The following is a 17,270-nucleotide window of genomic DNA, read 5'->3' on the forward strand; positions in this document are numbered from 1 at the left end:
GCCATGGCGCTCAGCGACGTTTCCTATTTTGGCATACGCCATCACGGGCCCGGCTCCGCCGACAGCCTGGTGCAGGCGTTGCAGGATTTGAAACCGGTCGCCGTGCTGATCGAAGGGCCGGCCGACGCCTCGGCGCTGCTGCCGCTGCTTGCCCGCGCCGAAATGCGGCCACCGGTAGCGCTGCTCTGCTATCCCGAAGATGATCCGGCTTCGACCGGTTTCTGGCCCTTCGCTGAGTTCTCGCCGGAGTATCAGGCGACGCTCTGGGCCGTCGCCAACAACGCGACAGTGCGGTTCATCGACCTGCCGTCATCAGCCCGGGCCACACCGATCAACGGCACGGAGGATGCGGATGCGAAGGATGCGGGAGCCGAATCGGACAATGAGGCGGCGCCGCATCTGCGTGACCCGATCGGGACGTTGGCACAAGCTGCCGGCTATGAAGATGGCGAAAGCTGGTGGGCCGATATCATCGAGCAGAACCCTGAGCCCGGCCCCATCTTCGCCGCCATAGCCGACGCGATGACGACGCTGCGGGACGGCGAAGGTCCGCCTGCTGAATTCGAAGCAAAGCGCGAAGCGCATATGCGGCTTGAAATCACCGCCGCGCGCAAGGAATTCGACGGTCCGATCGCTGTCGTTTGCGGAGCCTTCCATGTGCCGGCACTGCAAGCGACGCGGCCACAAAAAGAGGACCAGGCCCTGCTCAAGGGGCTTGCCCGGCGCAAGAGTATGATGACCTGGGCGCCATGGACCGGACCGCGCCTTGCGCTCGGCTTCGGCTATGGCGCCGGCGTCGTCGCACCCGGCTGGTGCAAGCATTTGTGGCAGACGCGTGGACAAGGTGACGCCTCGGTCCTGTGGCTTGCGCGCATCGCGGCAGTGCTGCGGGCCAAGGGGCACATGGTCTCGACCGCCTCGCTGATCGAAGCCGAACGGCTGGCCCGGACGCTGGCTGTGATCCGCGAGCGGCCAAAGCCCGGCTTTGAGGAATTGCGCGACGCCTCGATCGCGGCCCTGTTCAACGGCGAAGCGCTGCTGTGGGCTCTGGTCGAAGCCGAATTGTTGCTGGGCGCGGATGTCGGCGAAATTCCGCCGGACACCCCGCTGGCGCCGCTAATCGAGGATCTGCAACGCAACCAGAAGGCGGCGCGGCTGAAGCCCGAGGCGCTGGAGCGCGAACTGTCGGTCGATTTGCGCAGCGAAAGCGGGCTGTTTCGTTCGACCTTGCTGCACCGGCTGAATGTGCTTGGCGTGCATTGGGGCAAACTGGCCGACAGCGGCCGCAGCCGCGGCACGTTTCGCGAGCGCTGGGCACTCGCCTGGGAGCCGGAATATGCCGTGCGCCTGGTCGAGAATCTGGTCTATGGGCCGACCATCGAAAAGGCCGCCAACGGCCGTCTGATCCAGATGATTGGCGCGGCGACATCTCTCGACGCGCTGGCGGCGCTGGTTCAGGGCGCCATCACGGCAAACCTGTCGGAAGCGTCGACCGCGGGTCTGGCGACACTTGAGGAACGCGCGGCGCGCAGCAGTGAATGCCTGGAAATCCTGGCATCGGTGCCGCCACTCGCCGACATCATCCGCTATGGCGAGGCTCGCAAGACGGAAACCGCCCGCTTGTCCGGCCTTCTGGAGCGGCTGATCATCGAAGGTGGGATCGCACTTGCCTATGCCGCCCGCGACCTCGATACCCAAGCATCCACGACGCTGGTCGGCGCCATGCGCAAGGCCGACGAAGCGATCAGTCTGGTCGAGCCCGGACAGGACGTGCTGGACGCCTGGCGCAATGGACTGGCCGCCGTGCTCGATGGATCGCGATCGACGGCGCTCGTGGCGGGCTGTGCCGCGCATCTGCTTTACGAAGCTGGCCATGTGTCCGCCGACGCCGCGGCGGCTCTGATCGCGAGACGTCTGTCTCCGGGAACGCCGGTCGCCGAGGCTGCAGGGTTCTTCGAGGGTTTCTTCAGCACTGCCGGCCAACGGCTCATTTATGATGAAGGCCTGCGCGGTGCGGTGGATGCCTGGCTCGCATCCCTCGACGAAGACGCCTTCATTGCGCATCTGCCGTTGCTTCGTCGGGTCTTTTCACATCTGGACTCGATGGAGCGGCGGCGGCTGATCGAAGCGGTGCTCGGCCGCGCCGCACGCTTGCCGGCCGGACTGACGCCGGCTCCGGATGGCGGCGAAGCCTGGCGCCGGCACCTGGAACGGCTTGGACCCCTGCTGATGAGCGAGACCGGCAATGGATGACGAAGCCAAGACCAGCGAAACCGAGCCGGCCGGCGACGGACGGGAACGCCGCTGGCGGCTGGCGATCGGTGCCGACGACGAGGCCTCGACAGCGCTTTCCGACAACGACAAGAGGCTCTCGGCGGCTCTCGATGCGCTCTATGGGGATGGCGCAGGCGATGCCGCTGCCGATCCGCGCAAGCGGCGCGGCGGGCTCGGCCGCTCGGCCCCACGGGTGGCGCAGTGGATGGGCGATATCAGGTCGTTCTTTCCCGCGCAGGTCGTCCAGATCGTCCAGAAGGATGCTTTCGAGCGGCTCAACCTGAAGCAGATGCTGATGGAGCCGGAATTCCTCAAGGCGATCGAGGCGGACGTCAATCTCGTCGCCGACCTGATTTCGCTGCGCTCGGTCATGCCGACCAAGACCAAGGATATCGCCCGTACGATCATCGCCGATATCGTCGCCAAGTTGATGCAGCGGTTGGAGCAGAAGACAGCCGAAGCGATACGCGGCGCGGTCGACCGATCGCAACGCACCAACCGCCCACGCCAGCGCGACATCGACTGGCCGCGTACGATCTCGGCCAACCTTCGTCATTACCAGCCCGAGCACAAAACCATCGTGCCGGAGAAGCTGGTCGGCTTCATGCGCAAACAGCGAAGGCTGGTCGACCTGGATGAGGTCGTGCTGTGCGTCGACCAGTCGGGCTCGATGGCAAGCTCGGTGATCTACGCCTCGATATTCGCCGCGGTGATGGCCTCTCTGCCGGTCGTGCGGACCAAGCTTGTCTGCTTCGACACGGCGATCGTCGATCTGACCGAGGAGCTCAGCGATCCTGTTGAAGTCTTGTTCGGCGTGCAGCTTGGCGGCGGCACCGACATCAACCAGGCCGTCGCCTATTGCGCGGACCGCATCGAGCGGCCGACCAAGTCGCATATGGTGCTCATCACCGACCTTTATGAGGGCGGCAACGGTCAGGAACTGCTGCGGCGGCTTGCAGCACTGGTTCGCTCCGGCGTCAATGTCGTGGTGCTTCTTGCGCTGACCGACCAAGGCAGGCCCGGTTATGATCCGAAGATGGCGGGCTCGGTGGCCGCGCTCGGCATTCCGGTCTTTGCCTGCACGCCGGATCTGTTTCCAGACATGATGGCGGCGGCATTGCGACGCGAGGATATCGGCGCATGGGCGGCCGGAGCCGACATCAAGCTCGTTCGTGCCGAGGCCGAGACTCCGGAATGAGACGGCCAGCCCAGAACTGCCGGGTGCTCCTGGCAGTTCTGGGAGAGACAATCGAGCTCAGCCAAACTTCGGGTCGAGACTGCCCGACTTATACCGCTTGGCCATCTCGGCGACGGGCAGCGGCTTGATCTTCTGCGCGTTGCCGGCGGTGCCGAACTGCTCGAAGCGCTCCTTGCAGAGCTTGCGCATGGCGGCCATGGCAGGCGTCAAATATTTGCGCGGGTCGAACTCGCTCGGGTTCTCGGTCAGCACCTTGCGGATCGCGCCGGTCAGCGCCATGCGGTTGTCGGTGTCGATGTTGATCTTGCGCACGCCGTGCTTGATGCCGCGCTGGATTTCCTCGACCGGCACGCCCCAGGTCGGCTTCATCTGGCCGCCATATTTGTTGATGATCTCCTGCAGATCCTCCGGCACCGAGGACGAGCCGTGCATGACCAGATGCATGTTGGGCAGGCGACGGTGGATCTCCTCGATGACGTTCATGGCCAGCACCGCGCCGTCGGGCTTGCGCGAGAATTTGTAGGCGCCATGGCTGGTGCCCATGGCAACCGCCAGCGCATCGACATGGGTATCCTTGACGAATTCCACGGCCTGTTCGGGATCGGTCAGCAACTGGTCGTGGCTGATCGCGCCTTCGACGCCGTGGCCGTCTTCCTGCTCGCCGCCGCCGCTCTCCAGCGAGCCGAGCACGCCGATCTCGCCTTCGACCGACACGCCGCCCCAATGCGCCATGTCGACGACGCGCTTGGTGATGCCGGAATTGTAGGCGTAGTCGGCCGGTGTCTTGCCGTCTTCCTTCAGCGACCCGTCCATCATGACCGAGGTGAAGCCGTACTGGATGGCGGTCACGCAGGTGGCTTCGTTGTTGCCATGGTCGAGATGCATGCAGACCGGAATGTCGGGATGGATTTCGACCAGCGCGTCGATCAGCTTGGCCAGCACGACGTCATTGGCATAGGCGCGCGCGCCGCGGCTTGCCTGCAGGATGACCGGCGACTTGGTCTCCTCGGCGGCCTCCATGATGGCGAGGCCCTGTTCCATGTTGTTCATGTTGAAAGCGGGTACGCCGTAGCCGTATTCGGCGGCGTGGTCGAGCAATTGTCTCAGTGTTATGCGAGCCACCCAATAGTCTCCCGTATCTGGTTTCAAGCGCAACGTCGCGGGCCGGCCGGTCGCCGGTCGGCCCTGGATGCTTCTGGCCGGATTTCGAGCCAATCGCAACCTTCACAGGCCCTGTCGATCGCAATTCTTGTTGCAGCGCTGAAATCCTGCCTGTTTGGTCATCCAGTGCGCGAGCAGGTCGGACTTTGGTCTGAGATATCGCACGCATAGGTCCTGCGCGTTGTCTCAACAGCCTTTCCTGCGCAAGCTCAGGAATATTCGAACATTTGGCTGCGTTGCCTCCAGGTTAGCAACGGAGAATCCAGCCATGCATAAATCGACCTCAAGCCGGTTCATCTGGTTCGCACTGCGCGCCTCGACAGCGTTGGCCCTGACCGTAGCGCCTTATCATCTCAGTCTGGACGCCGCGTCCAAGATCGGACCCGCGGCGGCTTACGCTAAGAGTGGGGATGGCGGTGGTGGTTCCGGCGGCTCGGGTTCCGGTGGCAATTCCGGTTCCGGGGGTGGCGATGACGGCGGTGACCATGACAGTGGCAATTCTGGGCCCGGGGGTGGTGGCGATGATGGCCCAGGTGACGATCACGGCGCAAACGACAGCGGTCACCACGGACACGAGCATGTGAACGCTGCGACTGGCGACAAAGTCGAAGTGGAAGGCAACAAGATCGAGGTCACTCATCCTGACGGGACCAAGGAGGAGATAGAGAACGGTAGGTTTGAGACAAAAGATGCGTCAGGCCGCACCATTGTCGAGCGTCGAGCCACTCCCGCGGATATAGCCCGGCTCAACAGCCTGTAGTTCCGCTGGACCTTTTCAAGCCAGTAAGAGCCTGCTGCCCGAAGGGAGGCAGCAGGCCGATTTAGGGAGCGCGGCGTGCGATCTGCGCGTTACGTCACGCCGCGATCAACTCCCGCGCCGCCAGGATCTGCACGCAGGCATTGGCCGCTTCCTTGCCCTTGACGGTGAAGTGCTCGAAGAAGAAGCGGTGATGCTCGGCGCTGTCGTGGTAGTTGTGCGGGGTGAGCACCGCCGACAGCACCGGCACGCCGGTCGACAGCTGCACGTTCATCATGCCGTCGATCACCGCGCTGGCGACGAATTCGTGCCGGTAGATGCCGCCATTGACGAGAAAGGCGGTGCCGAGGATCGCGGCATAGCGGCCGGTCCCGGCCAGGGTCTTGGCATGCAGGGGGATTTCATAAGCGCCCGGCACGTCGAAGACATCGACGGTGAAGCGGTCGCCTCCGATGTCGGCCAGTTCCGCCTCGAAGGCCTGCACGCATTGGTCGACGATGTCGGCGTGCCAGCGCGCCCTGATAACGGCGACGCGGGTCGTTTCATAGTCTTTATGGGAATGCTGATTCATGGGTCCATCCTTCCGTTTCGAACCAGAATCAGGACGCACGATACGGATTAGGCCCGCGAAAAGCGGGCCGGCTTCCGTTTCGTTCTCTTCCATCCGGACTCTAACCGTCGGCCCCGGAATCACACCGGATCTGCTGACCTTTCCGAAACCGGAAAGCGCTCGCGGGCTCAGGCCGAAGCCTTTACCGCCGGTGGGGACTTTCACCCCGCCCTGAGAACATTAACGGGCTTTGTATGGAAGGGCAGGGCGCCGCTGTCAACCGTGAGAAGGTTGGGCCAAGCACGTTCGACTACCGCGTGCGCCACGCCGCCGCCGATGCGGCAACCAGCATGAGCAGTGCTGCAACCATCGCGCAGACAGCAAAGCCGAAGTTGGAATAAAGCGGTCCGAAGCTGGTGGTGCCGACGAAGACCGCGAGGTAGGTCACAGCGCTGTTCAGGCCCATGATCGTGCCGCGCCGCGACGGATCGAGCCCCGACAGGCGCGTCACCAGGACGTTCAATCCGAAATGATTGGCCAGTCCCCAGATCGCCACCATGGCCAGGATCAGGCTGAAGCTGTTGCTCGCCGCTGCAATCGCGACATAGACGGCGGCGACAAGAAGATAAGCGAACGGCATGACGCGGCGCGCGCCGATCCGGTCGATGACACCGTCGAGAAGTGCTGCCATGCCGAAACCCACGCCATAGGCAAGCGCCGCCAGCCCATTGGCGCTGACCGGCTCTCCCAGTCCGACATGAAGATGGTCGCCGAGATAGCCATAGACACCGTAGAAGGCGGTCATGAAGGCGGCGCAAGCGATTAGAAGCGGCACGATGCCGGGAATGCCGAGCGCTTCCAGCGGGGCAGACGCCGGCCCGGCCTTCCTGATGTCGCTGAGCGACGTCACTGTAAGCCCCACCCATGCAAGGGCCGCAAGCACCGCGACCGCGGCAAAGACCGCGCGCCAGTGTACGCGATCGGCAAGCACGGCCGACAGCGATACGCCGGCCACCATGCTGAGCGTCCAGCCGGTCAGCACGACGCCGATCGTGCCGCTCTCCCTGCCCGGCGGAGCGATGGCCGCGGCGCTGGCATAGATCGCCGGCATGGCGACGCCAGCGGCAATGCCGGCGAGCAGCTGCGCTGCGACCAGCATGATCACCGTGGGTGCCGCGGCACTCGCGACCAGCGCCAGTGCCAGCAGCAATAGCGCGCCCTGCAGCATCCGGCGTGCACCGAGCCGGTCGATGTAGCGAGCCAGGAATAGGGCGCTTGCGGAGGTGCCGAGGCCGAACGCGGCCGCCGCAATCATCACGGCCGGCACGCTGGTACCGAACGACGAAGCGACAGCCGGTGCAATCGGACCCAGCACAAGCGAGTTCGAGCCGATGACCGCGATGCAGCCCGTCAACAGATAGGCAAGCGCCGGAATCGGTGCTCGGGCAGTCAATGGCGCAACTTGATCAATGTTCGACATATCGGCATAATGGCCGTATTCTATTCAGCGGAAAACCAGGAATTTCGCCATGGATGAAGAAACAGATGGCATTCTGCAGAACAGGCCTGCGGCCCGCGACCTCGACGCGATTGACCGAAGAATATTAGGCGTCCTGGTCGATGACGCCACGATCAGCTACGCCGAACTCGGCGATCGCGTGGGCTTGTCGCCACCGGCAGCGCATGAGCGGGTCAAACGGCTCCGGCGCGGCGGCGCCATCCGCAACACAGTCGCCATCATCGATCCCCGGGCGGTGAAAAAGCCTTTGCTTGCCTTTGTCCATATCGACACCAGGGGCTGGGGAAAGACGCCCGAACTGATGGCGGTCTCGCAGTATCCCGAAGTCGAGGAGATCCATACCGTCGCCGGGGATACCTGCATGCTGCTGAAGGTCCGCACGGAAGACACCAGGGCACTCGAGGGCCTTTTGGCGCGCCTGTACGAGACGCCGGGCGTCACGTCGACGCGCAGCTATGTGGTTTTATCGACCTATCTGGAGCGGCCGGTGCAGCCGGGCATTACCGAGACATGGCCGACGCCGAAGCACATGGCCGAACCTCTGTACTAGAAGCGCGGAACTACGCTCGCTCGGGAAACATCGCCTTCAGGCCTTCGCGCGACGCCTTGGCAACGCCGCGCTCGGTGATCAGGCCGGTCACCAGCCGCGCCGGCGTCACGTCGAAGGCCGGGTTGGCCGCGGGCGTCGTCTCGGGCGAAATGCGCACCTGGGCAATCTCGCCGCTGGCGGTCTTGCCCCAGACCAGCGAGACCTCGTCGGCCGAGCGCTGCTCGATCGGGATCTCGGCCAGGCCGTCATGCACCGTCCAGTCGATGGTCGGCGAGGGCAATGCGACATAGAACGGCACGTCATTGTCGGCGGCGGCGAGCGCCTTGAGATAGGTGCCGATCTTGTTGCAGACGTCGCCGTCGGCGGTGGTGCGGTCGGTGCCGACGATGACCATATCGATCTCGCCGCGCTGCATCAGGTGGCCGCCGGCATTGTCGACGATCAGCGTGTGCGGCACGCCGTGCCCGGCCATCTCCCATGCGGTCAGTTGGGCGCCCTGGTTGCGCGGCCGTGTTTCATCGACATAGACATGGACTGGAATGCCGGCCTCCGTCGCCAGATAGATCGGCGCGGTGGCGGTGCCGTAGTCGACTGTGGCCAGCCAGCCGGCATTGCAATGGGTCAGGATATTGACCGGCTCGCCCTTCTGCTTGCGCGCCGCGATCGCCTTGATGATGGCAAGACCGTTCTCGCCGATGGCGCGGTTGAGCTCGACATCCTCGTCGGCGATTTCGCCGGCGCGCCGATAGGCGGCTTCAGCGCGTTGTTCCGTTGGCAGGGGGCGCAGGAAGCGCCGCATTTCGTCCAGCGCCCAGCGCAGATTGATCGCGGTCGGGCGCGTTTCGTGCAGCGTTTCCCAGACTGCATCGAGCGCCGAGTCCGAAGGGTCGTCCGCCATCTGCATGGCGACGCCATAGGCAGCGGTGACGCCGATCAGCGGCGCGCCGCGCACCCACATGTCACGGATGGCGGTGGCGATGCCGGCAACGCTGCCGATATTCTCGATGCGGAAACCATGCGGCAGCCAGCGCTGGTCGATGATCTCCACCGAACGCCCGTCGTCGCTCAGCCAGATGGTGCGATAGTGGCGGTCGCCGACGTTCAAATGCTGCTCTCCTGTTGGATCAGCGCGGCCAGTTGGTTGACCTCGTCGATGCTGTGGATCTGGCGCCGGTTGACGGCGAGATGGCGGCCGAATTTCAGCGCCTTTGCCTCACAACTGGCGCGCAAATCCTCGTCGGCAATGGTCTCGAAATCGGCATTGTGGGCGAGGCCGAGGATACGCCGGTGGACCTCGATGCCGGCAAAGCCGAGCAGGTCGGTCCAGATCTGGTGCAGCACATGGTCGAGCGCCTGCTCGGCGCCGAGCCTGTCGCCCTGATCCTCAAACAGGCTCTTCTGATAGAGCATGCCGGTGCGCTCGGTACGCCACATCAGCGAGAACTCGGCGCGGAACACCGACCAGGTCTCGACCGTCACCTCAAGCAGATAGGCGCGCATGGCGTCGCGCTTTCCCTCCTGTTCGTGGCCACGCTGCGCGAAGAACGACATCCAGAAATTGGCAAGCAGCATGCCGACATCGAAGGCCATCGGGCCGTAGAAAGCGAACTCCGGATCGATCATCCGGGTTTCCGTGTCGGTGACCATGATCGAGCCGGAATGCAAATCGCCATGCAGCAGCGTTTCGGCATTGGCGGCGAAGATGTGCTTCAGCCGCTGCGCCTCGACCTTGAGGTCGCGGTCGGCACGCAGTTCGGCGACGAGGCCGTCGAGCTGCGGTGAGGTATGCCGGTTCATCTTGGCATCGAAATAGGGATCGGAGAACACCAGGCTTTCGGTGATGTCGCAAAGCTCGACATTGTCGGCGAACAGCGCCAGGTCGGCCTTGCGGTCCTTGGCAGCCATGTGCAGGTCGGAGCCGCGAAACAGCGTGCGGGCCATGAACAGGCCGATATCCCGGGCAATGTTCGGCAATTGCCGGCCTTCGATCAGCGCCCGCCGCAGGATGATGTGCGGCGGCGCAAGATATTCCATGATGATCAGCGCCTGGCCTTCATCGAAATAAAGGATCGCCGGCACCGAGCCCGGCGCGCGCGCTTCTTGCCTTGTCAGCGCGTGATATTCGAAGAAGGACCGCTTCAAGGGCAGCGGCCAGCTGTCGCCGACCAAGCGGACATAGGGCAGGGCCTGCTTGACCACCGCCGCACCGCTGGCACCCTCCACGATGAACACCAGGTTGAGATTGCCGTCACCGACCTCGCGGACCTTCCAGTGTGTCGTGTCCTTGCCGATCTTCGCGCATAGCGCCTCGTTGCCGCCAAGGCGGGCAGCCAGGGTCTCTACCGACAGGGCTTCGAACGGCAATTTTTCAGTCATCGTCATCCTCCCGCATATGCGCTCCGAACATAACGGAGGCATGGCGGCCGGGCCAAGCTAGGAAGCGATCTGGCAATTGTCAATCGTGTTGACAATTGCCGATGCAGCCCATAGCGTCATGTCAGGGAGGAACGCATGGTTGGCAATGCCGTGTTCCGCGTAGAGGGACTGAGGAAAGCCTTTGGCCATAACGAGGTGCTTGGCGGCGTCTCGCTGGAACTGCATGCCGGTGAAGTGACCGTGCTGATGGGCGCCAACGGCGCCGGCAAATCCACCCTCGTCAAGATCATCTCTGGCGTCTATGAGCGCGGCGGCGGCACGATGGCGCTCGCCGACCAGGATTTCGCACCGAAAACCCCGGCTGAAGCGATCCGCGCCGGCGTCGTCACCGTGCACCAGAACATCAATGATGGTGTCGTGGCCGATCTCGACGTCGCCACCAACCTGACGCTGGACCGGCTGAGCGGCAGCGGCGCGCCGACCTTGTTCAATCCAATACGCGTACGCCGGGAGGCCAAGGCGGTTGCCGACCGCATGGGGCTGGCCATCGATTTGAAGGCGCGGGTGAGCGATCTTTCGCTGGCCGATCGCCAGATGGTGGCGATTGCCCGCGCGCTGGCGCACCAGCCGAAAGTGCTGATCCTCGACGAGCCGACCTCATCGCTCTCCAGCACCGAGGCTGATCGGCTGTTTGCGCTGATCGACAGGCTGCGCGAGCAAGGCGTGGCGATCCTCTACATCTCGCACCGCATGTCGGACATCAGGCGGTTGGCCGATCGCATCGTCTCGATGCGTGACGGGATCATCTCGGGCATTTTCGACAAGAAACCGCTCGACTATGAGGGCGCGGTCAACGCCATGCTCGGCCGCAAGATCCATCTCGATCAGATCGTTGTCAGGGATTCGGCCCATGCCGTCCTCAAGATAGACGGCCTGCGTATAGCACCAGGCGCCCGGCCGATCTCGCTGACGCTCGGTGACGGCGAGGTCGTTGCCATCACCGGCCTCGTCGGCGTCGGCAAGACGGCGCTTGCCGAGACCCTGTTCGGCGTGCGCAAGCCGCTCGCCGGCACCATGACGATGAACGGCAAGCCTTATGCGCCTGAAACAACCGGCGAGGCGATCGCCGCCGGCGTGTTTCTCGTCGCCAAGGACCGCGGCGAGAATGGCATCGTTGGCGGCTTCAATATCCAGGAAAATATTAGCCTGCCGTTTCACAAGCGCATGTCGCGCTTCGGCATCCTGAGGCGCCGTCTCGAACGCACCACGGCCCGCCGGCAGATCGAGGAACTGGGCATCGTCTGTCGTTCCGAGAAGGACGAGATGTCGGAGCTGTCCGGCGGCAACCAACAGAAGGTGATGGTCGCCCGCTGGATGGTTCAGGATGCAAGACTGTTCATTCTGGATGAGCCGTTTCAGGGCGTCGATATTTCCGCCCGGCGCGACATCGCCGCCAAGCTCAGGGCGAGTGCAAACGGCCGCGCGACGCTGTTGTTCGTCACCGAGCTCGACGAGGCGCTGGAGACCGCCGACCGCATCCTGGTCATGTCGGAGCAGACCATCGTCGGCGAGCACCGCAACGCCGAAGTCGATCTCGATCGTCTGCTGGCCGAGGTCGCCGGCGGACCGTTGCACAGCGCGGCCTGAAGCGCGCGGACAACAGGAATTGGAATGGAGAGAGCATGGGTTCGAGTTGGGTAAAGACGGCAGCGGTGCGAGGGGGCACTGAATGACGCTGCGCGACCACGCCATCCGCTACGGGTTCATTGTGCTCTTGTTCGGGCTCGTCGCTTATTTCTCGATCGCCGCCGACGGTTTCGTTTCGCCGCAAAGTGCCGTTTTCATCTTCCAGTCGGTCGCCATCACCGGCGTGCTGGCGCTCGGCGTCACCGCCACGCTTGTCGTCGGCGGCTTCGATCTGTCGATCGGCTCGGTCGCCACATCGGCCATGATGGCGGCGGCCTATGTCATGGTGGTGCTGGAGCAGAACGCCCTTGTCGCGGTGGTCGTTTGCCTGCTGATCGGCGCCATTGTCGGTCTGATCAACGGCTGGCTGATTGTCTATATGCGCGTGCCCGATCTGCTGGCGACGCTCGGCATGATGTTTCTGCTCGTCGGCCTGCAGCGCATTCCGACCGAAGGCCGTTCGATCGCCACCGGCATGACCATGCCGGACGGTTCGGTCGCCAATGGCAAGTTCAGCGATGCCTTCCTGGCGCTCGGTCGCCACCGCTTCGACTTCTTCATCCCGAACCTCATTCCGGTGTCGGTCGTCGTGCTGCTCGTGCTCGCCGTGCTGATTTGGTTCTTCCTCGAATACACCCGCTTCGGCCGCATGATGTACGCGGTCGGCAGCAATGAGCGCGCCGCCGAACTCGCCGGCGCGCCTGTCAAGGCATACAAGATCTGGGCCTATGTTATTTCAGGAGTTTTTGCCTCGATCGGCGGCATTTTGCTCGCTGCCCGGCTTGGACGCGGCGACATCGCCTCGGGTAATAATCTGCTGCTCGATGCAGTTGCCGCGGCGCTGATCGGCTACGCGGTGCTAGGTGCTGCCAAGCCGAACGCCTTCGGCACCGCCATCGGCGCGCTGTTCGTCGGCATCTTGCTGCAAGGCCTGACGATGATGAACGCGCCTTACTACACGCAGGATTTCGTCAAGGGCGTGGTTCTGGTCGTCGCCCTTGTCTTCACCTTTGCGCTTTCGGGCAGGGGCAGGAGGTAGCTTTCGACCGGAACAGGATTTTGGGTTCAACAAGAGTGGAGGAAAACAAGGTGAGCATTACAAGAAGACTTCTAGGGAAGGTGGCGCTCGGACTGGCCGGCGCAACCATGCTGATGCAGTTCCCGGCTCTTGCCGCGGACAAGCCGGCGCCTTTCGACAAGCCTGGCGTCAAGATCGCGCTGGTGCGTTATCTCTCGACCGGTGACTTCTTCCAGGCCTATCTCTCGGGCGTCGAGGCACAGTCGAAGGCGCTTGGCATCGACCTGCGCGTGCTCGACAGCCGCCAGGATGCCGCCCTTCAGTCTGACATGGTCGACCAGGCCATCGCGCTCGGCGTGCAAGGCATCATCATCCAGCACGGCCTGACGGAATCGATGAAGGACGCCGCGCAGCGCGCGGTCGACGCCGGCATCAAGGTGGTGGCCTTCGACGTCAATGTCGAAAACCCCAAGATCCCGCAGGTCGAACAGTCCGACCGCGACCTTGCGCGCCTGGCGCTCGAGCAGGCGGTTAAGGACAATGGCGAGAGCTGGAATGCGGGCTACGTCTATGTCGCCGGCATCGCGCCGCTCGACCGCCGCAACGAGACCTGGGTCGACGTGAAGAAGAAGTACGCCGGCATCAAGGAAGTCGCGATGTTCGGCACGCTCGACAATCCGATCGCCAACTCCGTCGCCAACCAGGCGCGCTCGGTGCTGTCGGCGCATCCCGACATCAAGGTGATGTTCGCCCCCTATGACGAATTCGCCAAGGGTGTGAAGATCGCTGTCGACGAGGCGGGCTTGAACAAGGGCATCAAGATCTATTCGGCCGACATCTCGACGTCCGATATATCAGCGATGCGCGAGCCCGACAGTGCCTGGGCAGCGACCGCCGCCACCAATCCGGCCGTCGTCGGCCAGGTCTCGGTGCGTGCACTGGCGCAGCTGCTGGCCGGTGAAGATCCCGGCCACAACGTCGTCGTGCCGCCGACGCTGATCACCCAGAAGGACCTCATCGACAAGGACATCAAGAACATGGAGGACCTGTCGGCCAAGCTGCCGCAGTTCGCCCATGCCGATGTGGCGATGCCGGCCTGGATGCCGAACCCGAACGCCAAGTAGGTTTCGCTATCGAAGGCCGCCTGCAGCCGCTTGCTGCAGGCGGCCTTTTTGCCGAATATTTGCAAGGCTGGCTCGCAGGTTCCGGCCCAAGGTTCGGTGCATATGGAAGTCCAGGCGGCAATCGAGGAAAACCTGTCCGGCGCCGTCGCCGGAACATTGTTTCGATGCCCGCACGCCACCACTGGCGTCGTGGTGTTGGGTGGATCGAGTGGCCGCGTCGATGTCGGGCGCGCACGGCTCTTTGCAAACGAGCGCTCGTCGGCCTTGGCCCTGCTGTGGTTTGGCGGCGAGAGGCAGGCTCCCGGAATATGCGAAATTCCCCTCGAAACCTTCTTTGCGGCAACCGACTACCTCCTTGAAACAGGATGCAATCGCATCGTCTATGTCGGCACATCCAAAGGTGCCGAGGCCGCATTGCTCGCGGCGGTCCATGACCCGCGCATCAACGCCGTGGTCGCCATCAGCCCATCGTCGGTGGTTTGGGGAAATATCGGTGCAGGCCGGGACGGCGTCAGTTGGCCCGAACGATCCTCATGGTCGCTCGACGGTACTCCCCTGCCGTTCGTGCCTACGGATCCGAATTGGAGCCGAGAGTCTGTGGATGGCCTGGTGTCCTACCGAGCGCTTTTCGAACATTGTTTGAAAACCTTCGAGCGCGAAGCAAAGGCGGCAACCATCCCCGTCGAGACCGCGTCGGCCGAGATCCTGCTTGTCGCCGGTGGCGACGATGCGCTGTGGCCCTCCCTATGGTTCGCGACAGACATTGTTCGGCGGCGAGACGATACAGGCAAGCTCACACATGTCGTTTCGTCGCCCGATGCGGGTCACCGCATTCTCTTGCCTGGTGAAACCACACCACGCTCGGCATTGCATGCACACGGAGGCAGTGACGAGGCCGATTCAAGACTGGGCAGAATGGCTTGGGAAGGCATCCGAGAATTGCTGTAGCCGCAGATCCCGAATACCTTCGCCCGTTTTGCGTCAGTCTCGGCCGGTTCTGCCTATCGCAAGGCCGCCGCGATATTACCGCCATCGACCGTCGTCACATCGGCGGTGGTGCGATCAGCCATTGCGTGATGCAGGAAGGCTTGCGCGACGTCCTGCGCCGTCACTTCCTGGCCGAGCAGATTGCCGGACATGTAGTCCTTCTCCGACACGCCGCGCGCGCCCGAACGGCTGGCGATCATGGCGTCGGTCAGAAGCCCTGAGCGGATGCGGTCGGCATTGACCGCGTTCGAGCGGATGCCGTGCGCGCCGTAGTCGAGCGCGTATTGCCTGGACAGGAACAACGTTGCCGCCTTCGGCACGCCATAGGCGCCGAACTTCGGCCCTGGGTTGACCGCCTGCTTGGAGGTGTTGAACAGAAGCACACCGCCGGTGCCCTGTTCGAGCATGATGCGCACTGCGTTCTGCGCCACCGACTGGTGGGCGAAGAAGTTGAGCTCGAAACTCTTGCGCAAAAGTGAATCGTCGAGCTCGCCGATACGGCCTTCCCAGGCCGCCCCGGCATTGGACACCAGGATGTCGACACCCCCGAACACGGCGACCGCTTTGTCGAAGGCGGCACGCACCTGTGCCGGGTCGGTGATGTCGGCGGCGACACCGATCGAATTGTTGCCGGCTTTCTTGGCGGCCTCGGCAGCCCTTTCGGCGTCGAGATCGACGACGACGGCATGGGCGCCATTGTCGGCGAACAGTTTTGCCGTCGCCGCGCCAATCGCGCCGGCGCCGCCGGTGATCAGCACCACCTGGCCGGTCAACGGCTTCGGCTTGTTGGAGGCGAGCTTGGCCTGTTCCAGCGACCAGTATTCGAGCGGGAAAAGGTCGGCCTTGGAGAGCGGATGGAAACGGCCAACCGCCTCGGCGCCGCGCACCGCTTCGATCCACATCTCGCCGACATCCGACGCGATCTTCGCGTCCTTCAGCGTGCGGCCATGGCCGAACATGCCAAGGCCCGGCACCAGTGTCAGCCGCGGCATCTGGTCGAGCATGGTGCGTTTGACGTCGTCGAGCGCATCATTGGTCTCGAAATAGGTGCGGTAGTCCTTGGCGAAGGCGTCGACATGGCTCTTGATCACGGCCTTGTAGTCGTCGGCCTTGTCGGCATCGGGCGCCGGCAGCGCCATCGGCCCGGTCTTGATGCGGATCGACAGATCGGGCGTCGACACACCGCGTCCGGCATAGTCGGCAATCCCGGATGAATTGATGAAATCGACGATTGCCGGCGAAGTGCGGAAATCGCTGATCATGCGGGCGAAGCGGCCTTCGCCGCGCGCTACCGCCACCGCGCCGCGCAGCGACGGCGCTATGGACGCGGGTGTCGCGAGCCTTGCCGGCAAGGTTGCCTTTGCGGCCTGAGGCTTGCCGTGCTTGGCAATGTAGTCTTCGGCGACATTCACATAATGGATCATCCGGTCGTAGGCCTGTTTGGCATCGTCGCCGAAGGTAAAGATGCCATGCTTGTCGAGGATCAGGCCCTCGACATCAGGGTCGGCATCAAAAATATCGGCGGCCGCCTTGGCGAGGTCGAAGCCGGGCATGATGTAGGGCACATAACCCATCTTGCTGCCGAACACCGTCTTCACCAGCGGCTTCGAGTCTTCCTGGTCGACGATGGCGAGGATAGCGGTCGAGTGCGTGTGGTCGACGAATCTGTGCGGCAGGAAGGCGTGCAGCAGCGTCTCGACCGAGGGGTTGGGTGACGACGGGTCGATGAGGTTGACGCGCTGCAGCGCGACCATGTCCTCGTCGGCCAATCTGTTCAGCGCGCGCGCCTTGAGCAGCGGCTTGAGCTTGACCGCCGGCAGGCCCTGCGGCTCGATGACGCCCATGTCCCAGCCGCTGCCCTTGACGCACAGCACGTCCCATTGGTCGCCGACAAGATCGGTCGCAGTCGTCTTGCAGGAGGTGTTGCCGCCACCATGCAGGACCAGCCTTGGTTCGCCGCCGAGCAGCCGGGTCGTGTAGACGCGCAGCGCCAGGTCGCGGCCGACACCCTTCTTTGCATAGTCGGCAACGAGCTTTTCGGCTGCATCGTCATTCCACAGATTCTTCATG

14 protein-coding genes and 1 riboswitch are annotated in these 17,270 nt (G+C 63.6%); of the genes, 8 read left to right on the forward strand and 6 right to left on the reverse strand.

Annotation, left to right across the window (positions count from 1 at the left end):
- Positions 1–3: 3 nt before the first annotated feature.
- Positions 4–2,253 carry a DUF5682 family protein gene (locus EJ076_RS14095; protein WP_126068282.1) on the forward strand — a complete coding sequence of 750 codons (2,250 nt, stop codon included), beginning with the start codon at positions 4–6 and terminating at the stop codon, positions 2,251–2,253.
- A complete protein-coding gene (locus EJ076_RS14100) occupies positions 2,246–3,472 on the forward strand; it encodes a VWA domain-containing protein (RefSeq protein ID WP_126068283.1) in 1,227 nt (408 codons plus the stop codon). Before EJ076_RS14095 ends, EJ076_RS14100 begins: the two co-directional genes overlap by 8 nt.
- A 57-nt stretch (positions 3,473–3,529) precedes the next feature.
- On the opposite strand, the gene fba is transcribed toward EJ076_RS14100, so the two are convergent.
- The gene (gene fba, locus EJ076_RS14105) at positions 3,530–4,594 is read right to left on the reverse strand and encodes a class II fructose-bisphosphate aldolase (protein WP_013532928.1); all 1,065 of its coding nucleotides are present in this window, start codon (positions 4,592–4,594) and stop codon (positions 3,530–3,532) included.
- A gap of 307 nt (positions 4,595–4,901) precedes the next feature.
- On the opposite strand from fba, the gene EJ076_RS14110 reads away from it, so the two are divergent.
- Positions 4,902–5,393: a hypothetical protein gene (locus tag EJ076_RS14110; protein WP_126068284.1), complete on the forward strand. Its 492-nt coding sequence runs from the start codon at positions 4,902–4,904 to the stop codon at positions 5,391–5,393.
- 94 nt (positions 5,394–5,487) lie between these two features.
- Here EJ076_RS14110 and EJ076_RS14115 read toward each other — a convergent pair whose 3' ends face one another.
- Positions 5,488–5,961, reverse strand: coding sequence for a 6,7-dimethyl-8-ribityllumazine synthase (locus tag EJ076_RS14115; protein WP_126068285.1), 474 nt, complete (start codon positions 5,959–5,961; stop codon positions 5,488–5,490).
- 77 nt (positions 5,962–6,038) lie between these two features.
- A riboswitch (FMN riboswitch) is annotated at positions 6,039–6,183 on the reverse strand.
- Between the two features lie 67 nt (positions 6,184–6,250).
- A complete protein-coding gene (locus EJ076_RS14120; protein ID WP_126068286.1) occupies positions 6,251–7,420 on the reverse strand; it encodes an MFS transporter in 1,170 nt (389 codons plus the stop codon).
- 49 nt (positions 7,421–7,469) lie between these two features.
- On the opposite strand from EJ076_RS14120, the gene EJ076_RS14125 reads away from it, so the two are divergent.
- Entirely contained in the window at positions 7,470–8,009 is a 540-nt protein-coding gene (locus tag EJ076_RS14125) for an Lrp/AsnC family transcriptional regulator (RefSeq protein ID WP_126068287.1), read from the forward strand.
- Between the two features lie 10 nt (positions 8,010–8,019).
- On the opposite strand, the gene mtnA is transcribed toward EJ076_RS14125, so the two are convergent.
- Both mtnA and mtnK read right to left on the reverse strand, forming a co-directional pair.
- Positions 8,020–9,114 (reverse strand): S-methyl-5-thioribose-1-phosphate isomerase, encoded by a 1,095-nt coding sequence (mtnA, locus tag EJ076_RS14130; protein ID WP_126068288.1) that lies wholly within the window; start codon positions 9,112–9,114, stop codon positions 8,020–8,022.
- Complete coding sequence (mtnK, locus tag EJ076_RS14135; protein WP_126068289.1) at positions 9,111–10,385, reverse strand: S-methyl-5-thioribose kinase; 1,275 nt, start codon at positions 10,383–10,385, stop codon at positions 9,111–9,113. Before mtnK ends, mtnA begins: the two co-directional genes overlap by 4 nt.
- 135 nt (positions 10,386–10,520) lie before the next feature.
- Between mtnK and EJ076_RS14140 the strand changes: the two genes are divergently transcribed.
- The 4 genes from EJ076_RS14140 (at position 10,521) to EJ076_RS14155 (ending at position 15,161) form a co-directional block, all read left to right on the forward strand.
- Positions 10,521–12,032, forward strand: coding sequence for a sugar ABC transporter ATP-binding protein (locus EJ076_RS14140; RefSeq protein WP_126068290.1), 1,512 nt, complete (start codon positions 10,521–10,523; stop codon positions 12,030–12,032).
- Between the two features lie 82 nt (positions 12,033–12,114).
- Positions 12,115–13,110: an ABC transporter permease gene (locus EJ076_RS14145; protein ID WP_023808756.1), complete on the forward strand. Its 996-nt coding sequence runs from the start codon at positions 12,115–12,117 to the stop codon at positions 13,108–13,110.
- A 50-nt stretch (positions 13,111–13,160) separates the two neighbouring features.
- Entirely contained in the window at positions 13,161–14,213 is a 1,053-nt protein-coding gene (locus EJ076_RS14150; RefSeq protein WP_126068291.1) for a substrate-binding domain-containing protein, read from the forward strand.
- Between the two features lie 102 nt (positions 14,214–14,315).
- The gene (locus tag EJ076_RS14155) at positions 14,316–15,161 is read left to right on the forward strand and encodes an acyl-CoA thioester hydrolase/BAAT C-terminal domain-containing protein (protein WP_126071052.1); all 846 of its coding nucleotides are present in this window, start codon (positions 14,316–14,318) and stop codon (positions 15,159–15,161) included.
- Between the two features lie 53 nt (positions 15,162–15,214).
- Here the strand turns inward: EJ076_RS14155 and EJ076_RS14160 are convergent, their stop codons facing one another.
- The gene (locus tag EJ076_RS14160; protein ID WP_126068292.1) at positions 15,215–17,269 is read right to left on the reverse strand and encodes a bifunctional aldolase/short-chain dehydrogenase; all 2,055 of its coding nucleotides are present in this window, start codon (positions 17,267–17,269) and stop codon (positions 15,215–15,217) included.
- Position 17,270: the final 1 nt, after the last annotated feature.

Origin of the sequence: Mesorhizobium sp. M7D.F.Ca.US.005.01.1.1, assembly GCF_003952545.1 — a bacterium.
Taxonomy (GTDB): domain Bacteria; phylum Pseudomonadota; class Alphaproteobacteria; order Rhizobiales; family Rhizobiaceae; genus Mesorhizobium; species Mesorhizobium loti.

Excerpts from the sequence above, each read along its gene's own strand:
- EJ076_RS14125 (WP_126068287.1), top strand. The coding sequence starts at position 7,470 with ATGGATGAAGAAACAGATGGCATTCTGCAGAACAGGCCTGCGGCCCGC.
- EJ076_RS14110 (WP_126068284.1), top strand. The coding sequence starts at position 4,902 with ATGCATAAATCGACCTCAAGCCGGTTCATCTGGTTCGCACTGCGCGCC.
- EJ076_RS14155 (WP_126071052.1), top strand. The coding sequence starts at position 14,316 with ATGGAAGTCCAGGCGGCAATCGAGGAAAACCTGTCCGGCGCCGTCGCC.
- EJ076_RS14140 (WP_126068290.1), top strand. The coding sequence starts at position 10,521 with ATGGTTGGCAATGCCGTGTTCCGCGTAGAGGGACTGAGGAAAGCCTTT.
- EJ076_RS14145 (WP_023808756.1), top strand. The coding sequence starts at position 12,115 with ATGACGCTGCGCGACCACGCCATCCGCTACGGGTTCATTGTGCTCTTG.
- mtnK (WP_126068289.1), bottom strand. The coding sequence starts at position 10,385 with ATGACTGAAAAATTGCCGTTCGAAGCCCTGTCGGTAGAGACCCTGGCT.
- EJ076_RS14095 (WP_126068282.1), top strand. The coding sequence starts at position 4 with ATGGCGCTCAGCGACGTTTCCTATTTTGGCATACGCCATCACGGGCCC.
- EJ076_RS14115 (WP_126068285.1), bottom strand. The coding sequence starts at position 5,961 with ATGAATCAGCATTCCCATAAAGACTATGAAACGACCCGCGTCGCCGTT.
- EJ076_RS14120 (WP_126068286.1), bottom strand. The coding sequence starts at position 7,420 with ATGTCGAACATTGATCAAGTTGCGCCATTGACTGCCCGAGCACCGATT.
- EJ076_RS14100 (WP_126068283.1), top strand. The coding sequence starts at position 2,246 with ATGGATGACGAAGCCAAGACCAGCGAAACCGAGCCGGCCGGCGACGGA.
- EJ076_RS14160 (WP_126068292.1), bottom strand. The coding sequence starts at position 17,269 with ATGAAGAATCTGTGGAATGACGATGCAGCCGAAAAGCTCGTTGCCGAC.